Here is a 10,245-nt window from a genome sequence, read left to right as displayed (position 1 = left end):
CGGGTGTCGGCGATCTCGACGCACTGCTCGCCGCCGTCGCTGTATGACGACTTGCGCCACTTCGCCTCGGGCAGGTCGGTGCCGGGGAGCAGGCGAACACCGGGGCCGGGCCTCTTCCGTCGGTGCCGGGCCGGGCCTCTTCCGTCGGTGCCGGGCCGGGCCTCTTTCGTCGGTGCCGTCCGATCTGCTCCCCCGGTTCCGGCCCCGCCCCCGTCACCCAACTGGACTTAGGTTAGCCTAAGCTAAACACTTGGGCGCGTGAGTGCCCATCAGGCGACCAGTGGCAGGAGACCCGGACGATGACCCTACGGGCGGCGGTGGCCGGAGCGAGCGGCTATGCCGGAGGGGAGATCCTGCGGCTGCTGGCCGGGCATCCCGGCGTGGAGATCGGTGCCGTCACCGGGCACAGCAGTGCCGGCCGGCGCCTCGGCGAGGTGCAGCCGCACCTCGCCTCGCTCGCGGACCGGGTGCTCGGACCCACCTCCGCCGAGGCGCTCCGCGGCCACGACGTCGTCTTCCTGGCCCTCCCGCACGGCCAGTCCGCGGCGCTCGCCGCCCAACTGGACCCCGAGACCCTCGTCCTGGACTGCGGCGCCGACTTCCGGCTCCGCGACGCGGCCGACTGGCAGCGGTTCTACGGCACCCCGCATGCCGGGACCTGGCCGTACGGCCTGCCCGAACTGCCGGGCAGCCGGCAGGAGCTGAAGGGTGCCACCCGGGTGGCGGTGCCCGGCTGCTATCCGACCGCGGTGACCCTGGCCCTGTACCCGGCTTACGCCGCCGGGCTGGTGGAGCCGGAGGCCGTGGTCGTGGCCGCCAGCGGGACCTCGGGCGCGGGCCGGGCGGCGAAGCCTCACCTGCTGGCGTCCGAGGTGGCCGGGTCGATGAGCCCGTACGGGGTCGGCGGCGGCCACCGGCACACGCCCGAGCTGGTCCAGAACCTGTCGCAGCTGGCGGGCGAACCGGTCACCGTGTCGTTCACGCCGACCCTGGCCCCGATGGCCCGCGGCATCCTCGCCACCTGCTCGGCGCGCCTGCGGCCGGGGCCGGGCACCGGCCCGGACGAGGTACGTGCCGCCTACGCGGCCGCGTACGCCGACGAGCCGTTCGTCCGCCTGCTGCCGCCCGGCCACTGGCCGTCCACCGGCGCGGTGCTCGGCTCCAACAGCGTGCAGGTGCAGGTGGCGGTGGACGAGCAGGCCGGCCGGCTGGTCTGCGTGAGCGCCGTCGACAACCTGACGAAGGGCACCGCGGGTGGCGCGGTGCAGAGCATGAACGTCGCCCTCGGCCTGCCGGAAGGCCTGGGCCTGCCCACGAATGGAGTGGCTCCGTGACCGTGACCGCTGCACAGGGATTCCTCGCGAGCGGCGTGGCCGCCGGGATCAAGGAATCCGGCGCGCCCGACCTGGCGCTGGTGGTGAACCGCGGGCCGTCCCGGGCGGCCGCGGGGGTGTTCACCTCCAACCGGGTCCAGGCCGCCCCGGTCCGCTGGTCCCGGCAGGTGCTGGCCGGCGGCCGGGTCTCGGCGGTCGTCCTCAACTCCGGCGGCGCCAACGCCTGTACGGGGCCCTCGGGCGCCGTGGACACCGAGGCCATGGCCGCCCGCACGGCGCTCGCCCTCGGCACGGACGCCGCGGCGGAGATCGCGGTGTGCTCCACCGGACTGATCGGGGTGCCGCTGCCGATGGACCGGGTCAGGGCAGGGATCGACGCCGCCGCCGCGCGGCTCTCCCCCACCGGCGGCGAGGACGCGGCCGTCGCGATCAAGACCACCGACTCGGTGCACAAGACGGCCGTGGTGTCCGGTCCCGGCTGGACCGTGGGCGGGATGGCCAAGGGCGCGGGCATGCTCGCCCCCGGCCTGGCCACCATGCTGGTGGTGCTCACCACGGACGCCGACGTGAGTGCCGCCGGACTCGACGCGGCGCTGCGGTCGGCCGTACGTACCACCTTCGACCGGGTGGACTCCGACGGCTGCATGTCCACCAACGACACGGTGCTGCTGCTCGCCTCCGGCGCGTCCGGGACCATCCCGGAGCCGGACGCCTTCGCCGGTGCCGTGTACGCGGTCTGCCTGGACCTGGCCCGGCAGCTGGTCGCGGACGCCGAGGGCGCCTCGAAGGAGATCGAGGTGGAGGTGGTGGGCGCGGCCTCGGAGGAGGACGCGGTGACCGTGGGCCGCTCGGTGGCCCGCAACAACCTGCTCAAGTGCGCGCTGCACGGCGAGGACCCGAACTGGGGCCGGGTGCTGTCCGCGATCGGCACCACCTCCGCCGCCTTCGACCCGGACCGGCTCGATGTGGCGATCAACGGGGTGTGGGTGTGCCGGGACGGCGCGGCGGGCGAGTCCCGCGACAAGGTCGACCTGTCCGGGCGCCGGATCAGGGTCACCGTGGACCTGCGCGCCGGTGACGCCTCGGCGGCGATCTGGACCAACGACCTCACCGCCGAGTACGTCCACGAGAACAGCGCGTACAGCTCATGAGCGGCCGTACGGTGGTGATCAAGTTCGGCGGCAACGCCATGGTGAACGAGGACCTGAAGCGGGCCTTCGCCGAGGACGTGGTGGCGCTGCGGCGGTCGGGGCTGCGCCCGGTCGTGGTGCACGGCGGCGGGCCGCAGATCAGCGCCCTGCTGGACCGGCTCGATCTGGAGGTCCGGTTCGAGGCGGGGCTGCGGGTGACCACGCCGGAGGTCATGGACGTGGTCCGGATGGTCCTCGCCGGGCAGGTCCAGCGGGAGCTGGTCGGCCTGATCAACGGTCACGGCCCGCTCGCGGTGGGCCTGACGGGCGAGGACGCGCACACCCTGACGGCGGTGCGCCGGCAGGCCTGGGTGGACGGCGAGCCGGTGGACATCGGCCTGGTCGGCGAGGTCGTCGACGTCAACGCGGACACCCTGCGGGCGCTGCTGGACCAGGGCCGGATCCCGGTGGTCTCGCCCGTGGGCCGGGGCACGGACGGTCAGGTCTACAACATCAACGCCGATCTCGCGGCGGCCGCGCTCGCGGTGGCCCTCGGCGCGGAGCAGCTGGTGGTCCTCACCGATGTCGAGGGGCTCTACGCGAACTGGCCGCACAGCCCCGAGGTGATCCCCCGGCTGACGGCCGGCGAGCTGGAGAAGCTGCTGCCGGAACTGGCGAGCGGGATGCTCCCCAAGATGGAGGCGTGCCTGCAGGCGGTCCGCGAGGGCGTCCGCTCTGCGCGCGTTCTGGACGGCCGGGTTCCGCATGCTGTCCTGGGGGCGGTGTCCGCCATGGACGGCTCCGGCACCACGGTGCTGCCGGACCAGGACGAGAAGGAGGACGCGGCGTGACCGACGCAACCGAAGCGGGCGCGGCGGACGGCGGCGGCCTCACCGGCCGCTGGCGGGCCGCGCTGATGGACACGTACGGCACTCCCCCGCTGGCACTGGTCAAGGGTGAGGGCAGCACGGTGTGGGACGAATCCGGGCGCCCGTACCTGGACTTCACCGCGGGCATCGCGGTGAACACCCTGGGGCATGCGCATCCGGCCGTGGTGGCGGCGGTGAGCGCGCAGATGGCGCGGCTGGGCCATGTCTCCAATCTGTACGTGGCCGAGCCGCCGGTCGCACTGGCCGAGCGGCTGCTGGGGCTGGCGGGACGGCCGGGGCGGGTGTTCTTCGCGAACTCCGGCGCGGAGGCGGCCGAGGCCGCGTTCAAGATCGCCCGCCGGACGGGGCGGCCCCATGTGGTCGCCGCCGAGGGCGGGTTCCACGGCCGCACGATGGGGGCGCTGGCGCTCACCGGGCAGCCGGCGAAGCGCGCGCCGTTCGAACCGCTGCCCGGCCGGGTGTCGCACGTACCGTTCGGCGACGTGGCCGCGCTGCGTGCGGCGGTCACCGCGGAGACGGCGGCCGTGTTCCTCGAACCGGTGCAGGGCGAGGCCGGGGTGATCCCGGCGCCTCCGGGATATCTGCGGGCGGCGCGGGAGATCACCCGGGCCACCGGCACCCTGTTGGTGCTGGACGAGGTCCAGACGGGAATCGGCCGGACCGGCCACTGGTTCGCCCACCAGGCGGCGGAAGGATCCGACCCGGATGTGATCACGCTGGCCAAGGGGCTGGGCGGCGGGCTGCCGATCGGGGCGGCGGTGGCGTTCGGCGAAGCGGCCGCCCTGCTGTCGCCGGGCCAGCACGGTTCGACCTTCGGCGGCAATCCCGTGTCCTGTACGGCAGGACTGGCGGTCCTGGACACCATCGAGTCGGAGGGGCTGCTCGGCCATGTCCGGCGGGTCGGCGACCGGCTGCGCCGTGGCATCGAGGAGCTGAAGCATCCGCTGGTGGCCGAGGTGCGCGGGGCCGGTCTGCTGCTGGGGGTGGTGCTGGCGGAGCCGGTGGCCGCCCGGGTGCAACGGTCGGCCCAGGACGCCGGTTTCCTGGTCATCGCGACCGGGCCGGGGACGGTACGGCTGGCGCCGGCGCTGACCATCGGCGAGGCGCAGGTGGACGCGCTGACGGCGGCGCTGCCCGGCATTCTCGACGGCTGAGCCGCAGCAGAAGGGCCGGTCCTTCAGGCAGTTGCCCGAAGGACCGGCCCTTCTGCCGTTTCCTGCGTCGTTTTCCTGCTTCGTTTCCTGGGTCGTTTCCCGTGCCGTTTCCCGCCGTCAGGCGCGGAGCCTGCGGCCGAGGACCTGCGCGTTGCGGCGGGGGTCCAGGGTGTCCGCCCAGGCGGCCGGGGCGTGCGCGGGGTCGGCGGGGGTGAACCCGTACCGCAGGAAGAGCGCGCCGCTGCCGGTGGTGGCGGTGAACAGGCCGGTCAGGGAGAGGGCGTTGGCCCGGGTCAGCGCGGCGCGCAGCAGCAGGGCGCCCACTCCGCGGCCCTGCATGCGGCGGGTGACGCAGAAGTTGTAGAGAACGCCCGCGGGCAGGGTGCCCGGCCCGGCCGGGCCCTGCGGGCCGGCGATGTGCACCTGGAGGCCGAGGCAGCCGTCGAGGGTGCCGTCGGGCGCCTCCCAGACCATGAAGTCGGTGGCATGGGCGGCGTAGACGGCCTCGGGCCGTTCGCGGAGGGCGCCCGCGCGGGCGAAGGGCCGGGACAAAGCTGCGAGGGCGGCCGCGTCCTCGGGACGCGCGGGCCGTACGGGCAGCTCGGCCGGCCGGGGCGCGGGGAGCAGTGGCATGCCGAGGCGACGCCGGGTGGCCGTGATCAACGAATTTCCTTCCTGTACCGGGCTGGGCCGGACTGACGTGGTGCCGGCTAGGGGGTGTCCGGCGGATCAGGGTCGGACAGCCCGGGTCGTCTGGTGCCGTGGATTGCAAGGCGGAGGAGGGAGCCACTGCGGAGCATTGGCGACCGACGACAACGCGGCAAGCCGCGGTGCCAGGCGGGCCGGGCCCGGCCATGATCCGCCGGACACCCCCTAGGAACAGGGCCGGCCCGGATAGTCCTTGCCCTCCGGGACTCCCGCTTCCCGCATCCGGTCCAGGACCCGGTGCAGTGTCGGTTCGTCGTCGATGTACACGGGGCAGTTGAGTTCGGTGTCGAAGACCATCGTCCCCTCGGCCGCGTTCCAGACGACCCAGCGGAACTCGGACGCACGGGGCTGCCACAGGTGGGCGTGGGGCCCGATGGCTTCCGTCTGCTCCATGGTCGCGCTCATGCTGCCGAACTCCAAGTCTCTGTGCCGTTCACGAAGGTCTTCACCACGTCGATGTCGCCGATCCGGGAGGTCTCCACGCGGCGCGGGTCGTCGCCCAGCACGACCAGGTCTGCGCGCTTGCCCGGGGAGAGGGTGCCGGCGCTGTCGTCCCAGTGGCAGGCGTAGGCGCCTGCGACGGTGTACGCGCGCAGGGCCGCCTCCACGCCGATGCCCTCGTCCGGGCCGATGGACCGGCCCGAGAGGGAGGCCCGTTCGACCATGAACTGGATGGCGCGCAGCGGTGATCCGTCGGTGACCGGGCGGTCGGAGCTGCCGACCAGGGTGACCCCGTGGTCGAGGAAGCCGCGGCCGCGGTACATCCAGGGGGCCCGGTCGGGGCCCATGACGGCGGCGTAGTCGTCGCCGAAGTACCGCAGGAAGTTGGGCTGGACGACGGCGCTCACGCCGAGTTCGGCGAACCGGGCGAGCTGGTCGGGGCGGACCAGGCCGGCGTGTTCGATGCGGTGCCGGGCGGCCGGGCGGGGCCGGGTGCGCTGGGCGCGTTCCAGGGCGTCCAGGGCGAGGTCGACGGCGCGGTCGCCGATGGCGTGAACGGCGAGCTGCCAGCCGGCGAGGTGGCCGGCGAGGATGGTGTCGGCGATGCGTTCCGGTTCGTCCTGGAATTCGCCGGTGTGTTCCATCCCGTGGTAGGGGCGGGTCAGGGCGGCGGTCCGGGCCATCATGCCGCCGTCGGTGTAGACCTTGAGGGCGCCGATGGAGAGCCAGTCGTCGCCGAAGCCGGTGCGCAGGCCGAGGTCGAGGGAGCGGGGGATGCCGTCGGAGGCGTGCGCGGCGACCGGGCGGAGGGTGTCGGAGGCGGCCATCAGCTGGACGCGCAGGGGCAGTCGGCCCCGGTCGCGCAGGAGCTGGTAGGCGCCGAGCTCGACGGGGCTGTGGCCCAGGAGGCCGCCGCCGATGCCGGCTTCGGCGCAGGCGGTGATGCCTTCGGCGAGGCAGTCGCGGCCGGCGCGTTCGATGGCGTCGGCGAGTTCTTCCTGGGAGTAGGGCAGGCGCAGCCGGCGGGCGGCGGTCATGGCGCTCTCGGCGAGGAAGCCCTCCTGTGCGGCGGCCTCGGCGGGGAGCAGGTCCAGGACGGCGGTGTTGACCACGCAGGCGTGTCCGGAGTCGTGCATCATGAAGATCTTGCGGCCGTCGCTGACCTTGTCGAGTTCGGCGGCGGTCAGGTGGCGGCCGAGCGCCCGCTGGTCGTATCCGGCGACGTCCACCCAGGCGCCGTGCGGTGCCCGGGCCGCTGCGGCGGCCACCACGGCGAGGACGTCCTCGACGTGCGTGCAGGGGGCCACGGTCGGGGTGTTCGCCTTGACTCCGGCCCAGGACAGGTGGACGTGGCTGTCGATGAACCCGGGCAGCACGGTGGCGCCCTGGAGGTCGATGACCTCGCGGGCGGGCAGTGCGGTCACGGCCTCGTCGAGGCCCACGATCCGGCCCTGCCAGATGCCCAGGTCGTGGGCGACGGGGTGGTCCGGGTCCAGGGTGAGGATGCGGGCGTTGGTGAGCCGCGTACTGAGCATGGCGGTCGGTCCTCAGGAGGTGTGGGCCGCGGCGACGGGGCCGGCGGTCGCGCCGTGGCGCGTGCGGGCGGTGGGGACCATCAGGGGGGTGCCGGTCTCGGGGTCCTCGATGATCCGGCAGGGCAGGCCGAACACGTCCTCGACCAGTTCGGCGGTCATGACGGTCGCCGGGTCGCCCTCGGCGGCGACGACCCCGCCGGGTTTCAGGACGATGAGGTGACTGGCGTAGCGGCAGGCCTGGTTGAGGTCGTGGAGGACCGCGACGATCGTGTGGCCCTTCTGCTCGTGCAGGTCGGCGCAGAGGTTCAGGACCTCGACCTGGTGCGCGATGTCCAGGTAGGTGGTCGGTTCGTCGAGCAGCAGGATGGAGGTCTGCTGGGCGAGCACCATGGAGAGCCAGACCCGCTGGCGCTGGCCGCCGGAGAGGTCGTCGACGGGCCGGTCGGCGAGTTCGAGGACGCCGGTCTGGTTCATCGCCTCGATCACCACGGCCTCGTCCTCGGCGGACCACTGCTTGAGCATCTTCTGGTGCGGGTAGCGGCCGCGGGCGACCAGGTCGCCGACGGTGATGCCGCCCGGCGCGGTGGAGGACTGCGGGAGCAGGCCGAGCCGGCGGGCGACCTCGCGGGAGCGGTACGAGGAGATGGCCGCGCCGTCCAGGTAGACCTCGCCGGTCTTCGGCTTGAGCATCCGGGCGAGGGCCTTGAGCAGGGTGGACTTGCCGCACGCGTTCGGGCCGATGATGACGGTGAAGGAGTGGTCGGGGATGACGACCCCGAGGTCGGTCGCCACGGTGCGCTGGTCGTAGGAGAGGGTCAGCCCTTCGGCCCGCAGCCGGGCCGAGGGGGTGGTGGACGCGGTCGTCGCTGTCATGCTCGGCTCTTTCGGGATTCGGTGACCAGCAGCCAGATGAGGTAGAGCCCGCCGATGGTGCCGGTGCCGGCGCCCACCGGCAGCAGGGCGGGGGAGAACAGCCGCTGCACCAGGAGGTCGCTGACGGCCAGCAGGAGGGCGCCCATCAGTGCGGCCGGGACGAGTCCCGGCCCCGAGGAACGGATCAGCGTACGGGCCAGCTGGGGGGCGGCGAGCGCGACGAACATGATCGGTCCGGTCACGGCCGTGGCGAAGGCTGCCAGCGCGACGCTGGTGAACAGCAGGGCGACGCGGGTGCGGCCGACGTTGACGCCGAGCGCGGTCGCGGTGGCGTCGCCCATCTCGACCATGGTGAGGCGGCGGCCGAGCAGGAAGGCGACGGGCAGCAGGACGGCGGTGGCCAGGCCGATCGCGGCGGCGTGGTCCCAGGTGCGGTTGCCCAGGGTGCCGAGCAGCCAGGCCTGCGCCTCCAGTGCCTCCTGCCAGTTGGCCCGGGTCATCAGGTAGGTGTTGACGGCGATCAGCAGGGCGCTGACGCCGATGCCCATGACGACCAGCCGGAAGCCGGGCGATCCGCCGCCGAACACCAGCAGGTAGACGACGAGGGCGGTGACGATGCCGCCGGCCAGGGCGCCGACCGCCACCTGGGTCATGCTGCCGTTGAGGACGACGATGACCAGCAGGGCTCCGGTGGCGGAGCCGTTGGTGAAGCCGATGATGTCGGGGCTGCCCAGCGCGTTGCGGGTGAGGCTCTGCAGGATCGCGCCGCTGACCGCGAGGGCGGCGCCGACGCACAGTGCGGTCACCAGGCGGGGCATGCGCAGGGTGTTGACGATGAAGTCGGCGGCGCCGGAGCCGTTGCCGGTGAGGGCCTGGAGGACCTCGCCGACCGACAGCTGGAAGTCTCCGGTGGTCAACGTGATGCCCATGACCACGACCAGGGCGGTCAGCAGGGCCAGGGTCACCACCACCGTGCGGCCGTGCAGGCGCAGCGAGTGGCGGTCGCCGGGGGTGCGCAGGACGGTACCGGTGACCACCCTGGGCCCGCGCGGGGTCTTCACGGCAGGGCCCTTCACAAGGGGACCAGTCACAGCATGACCAGCTTTCGGCGGCGGCACAGGGCGAGGAACAGGGGCGCTCCGACGAACGCGGTGACGATGCCGACCTGGAGCTCGCCGGGCGCGCCGAGCACGCGGCCCAGGACGTCGGAACCGATCAGCAGGATGGGGGCGATCAGGGCGGAGTACACCATCAGCCAGCGCTGGTCGGGTCCGACGATGAACCGGGCCATGTGCGGGACGACGAGCCCGATGAAGGCGATGGGGCCGGCGGCCGCGGTGGCCGCGCCGCAGAGGAGCATCACGCCGATCACGCCGATCACGCGGGTGCGGTTGACGTTGACGCCGAGGGCCCGGCCCATCTGGTCGCCCAGGGCGAGCGCGTTGAGCGAGGGCGCGAGGGCGAGCGCGAGGACCAGGCCGACGGCGATGAACGGCAGGACCACCCAGAACACGTCCATCCGACGGCCCGCCAGGGAGCCGGCCGTCCAGAAGCGGAACTGGTCGAAGGCGCGCGGGTTCAGCAGGAGCACGGCCGAATTGAAGGCCCACAGCACGGCGGTCACCGCGGCTCCGGCGACCACGAGGCGGTCGGGGGTGACGAGGTTGCGTCCGGCGGAGCCGAGCAGGTAGACGACGACGGAGGCCGCGGCCGCACCGGCGAAGGCGAACCAGAGGTAGCCGAGGGCACTGGCGATGCCGAGGAAGCCGATGGCGAGCACCACGCCGGTGGAGGCGCCGAGGCCGACGCCGAGCAGGCCGGGGTCGGCGAGCGGATTGCGCGTCAGGGCCTGCATCAGGGCGCCGGACAGGCCCAGCGCGATGCCCACCACCATGCCCAGGAGGGTGCGCGGGATCCGGTATTCGTGGATGATGACCGCGGCCTGGGAGCCGTCGGGGTTCCACAGGACGTTCCAGGTGGAGGTGAAGGGAATGTCCCGGCTGCCCCACCACACGCTGAGCAGGGCGACGAGCAGCAGGACGCCGAGGCAGACGAGCACGCCCGCGCCGCGCAGCGCGGCCGACGCGGCCCGCCGTGCGGACGGCGCCGCCGGTGCCCGGGGTGGGTCGTCGGTTCCGGTTCCGATCTCCGCCTCGGCCTCGATCGACAACTGAAACTCC

Annotated in this window: 11 protein-coding genes; 4 read left to right on the top strand and 7 right to left on the bottom strand. The window is 73.4% G+C overall.

Translation table 11 applies throughout. From position 1 onward, the window contains the following. Positions 1–221: DUF397 domain-containing protein (locus AB0447_RS16160; protein ID WP_366477286.1), on the bottom strand; the 221-nt coding region annotated here is incomplete at its 3' end. A 78-nt stretch (positions 222–299) separates the two neighbouring features. Between AB0447_RS16160 and argC the strand changes: the two genes are divergently transcribed. Genes argC through AB0447_RS16140 form a run of 4 tightly spaced genes read left to right on the top strand, consistent with a single transcriptional unit; the run spans position 300 to position 4,508 of the window. After that, a complete protein-coding gene (argC, locus tag AB0447_RS16155) occupies positions 300–1,334 on the top strand; it encodes an N-acetyl-gamma-glutamyl-phosphate reductase (protein WP_366477285.1) in 1,035 nt (344 codons plus the stop codon). Beyond that, the gene (gene argJ, locus AB0447_RS16150) at positions 1,331–2,485 is read left to right on the top strand and encodes a bifunctional glutamate N-acetyltransferase/amino-acid acetyltransferase ArgJ (protein ID WP_366477284.1); all 1,155 of its coding nucleotides are present in this window, start codon (positions 1,331–1,333) and stop codon (positions 2,483–2,485) included. Before argC ends, argJ begins: the two co-directional genes overlap by 4 nt. Next, on the top strand, positions 2,482–3,315 hold the full coding sequence (argB, locus tag AB0447_RS16145; protein ID WP_366477283.1) for an acetylglutamate kinase: 834 nt from the start codon (positions 2,482–2,484) through the stop codon (positions 3,313–3,315). Before argJ ends, argB begins: the two co-directional genes overlap by 4 nt. Further along, positions 3,312–4,508: an acetylornithine transaminase gene (locus AB0447_RS16140; RefSeq protein ID WP_366477282.1), complete on the top strand. Its 1,197-nt coding sequence runs from the start codon at positions 3,312–3,314 to the stop codon at positions 4,506–4,508. The genes argB and AB0447_RS16140 overlap by 4 nt, the downstream gene beginning before the upstream one ends. 117 nt (positions 4,509–4,625) lie before the next feature. Here the strand turns inward: AB0447_RS16140 and AB0447_RS16135 are convergent, their stop codons facing one another. The 6 genes from AB0447_RS16135 to AB0447_RS16110 all read right to left on the bottom strand — a co-directional run bounded on the left by AB0447_RS16135 (position 4,626) and on the right by AB0447_RS16110 (position 10,235). Then, positions 4,626–5,141 (bottom strand): GNAT family N-acetyltransferase, encoded by a 516-nt coding sequence (locus AB0447_RS16135; protein ID WP_366477297.1) that lies wholly within the window; start codon positions 5,139–5,141, stop codon positions 4,626–4,628. A gap of 240 nt (positions 5,142–5,381) precedes the next feature. Next, entirely contained in the window at positions 5,382–5,621 is a 240-nt protein-coding gene (locus AB0447_RS16130; protein ID WP_366477281.1) for a hypothetical protein, read from the bottom strand. Beyond that, complete coding sequence (locus AB0447_RS16125; RefSeq protein ID WP_366477280.1) at positions 5,618–7,192, bottom strand: amidohydrolase; 1,575 nt, start codon at positions 7,190–7,192, stop codon at positions 5,618–5,620. Before AB0447_RS16125 ends, AB0447_RS16130 begins: the two co-directional genes overlap by 4 nt. Positions 7,193–7,204: 12 nt before the next feature. After that, positions 7,205–8,065: an ABC transporter ATP-binding protein gene (locus tag AB0447_RS16120; protein ID WP_366477278.1), complete on the bottom strand. Its 861-nt coding sequence runs from the start codon at positions 8,063–8,065 to the stop codon at positions 7,205–7,207. Next, positions 8,062–9,126: an iron chelate uptake ABC transporter family permease subunit gene (locus AB0447_RS16115; protein ID WP_366477277.1), complete on the bottom strand. Its 1,065-nt coding sequence runs from the start codon at positions 9,124–9,126 to the stop codon at positions 8,062–8,064. Before AB0447_RS16115 ends, AB0447_RS16120 begins: the two co-directional genes overlap by 4 nt. A 26-nt stretch (positions 9,127–9,152) precedes the next feature. After that, positions 9,153–10,235, bottom strand: a complete 1,083-nt coding sequence (locus AB0447_RS16110) for an iron chelate uptake ABC transporter family permease subunit (RefSeq protein WP_366477275.1) — start codon at positions 10,233–10,235, stop codon at positions 9,153–9,155. Positions 10,236–10,245 lie beyond the last annotated feature (10 nt).

The sequence above is a fragment of the Streptomyces sp. NPDC051211 genome (assembly GCF_040689505.1).
Classification (GTDB): Bacteria; Actinomycetota; Actinomycetes; order Streptomycetales; family Streptomycetaceae; genus Streptomyces.
Note: the sequence above shows the minus strand (reverse complement) of the source record. Positions and strands in the feature narration are given on the sequence as shown.

Bases quoted from the DNA above. Each gene is read 5' to 3' on its own strand.
- argC (WP_366477285.1), top strand. From the start codon at position 300: ATGACCCTACGGGCGGCGGTGGCCGGAGCGAGCGGCTATGCCGGAGGG.
- argB (WP_366477283.1), top strand. From the start codon at position 2,482: ATGAGCGGCCGTACGGTGGTGATCAAGTTCGGCGGCAACGCCATGGTG.
- AB0447_RS16135 (WP_366477297.1), bottom strand. From the start codon at position 5,141: ATGCCACTGCTCCCCGCGCCCCGGCCGGCCGAGCTGCCCGTACGGCCC.
- AB0447_RS16130 (WP_366477281.1), bottom strand. From the start codon at position 5,621: ATGAGCGCGACCATGGAGCAGACGGAAGCCATCGGGCCCCACGCCCAC.
- AB0447_RS16125 (WP_366477280.1), bottom strand. From the start codon at position 7,192: ATGCTCAGTACGCGGCTCACCAACGCCCGCATCCTCACCCTGGACCCG.
- AB0447_RS16120 (WP_366477278.1), bottom strand. From the start codon at position 8,065: ATGACAGCGACGACCGCGTCCACCACCCCCTCGGCCCGGCTGCGGGCC.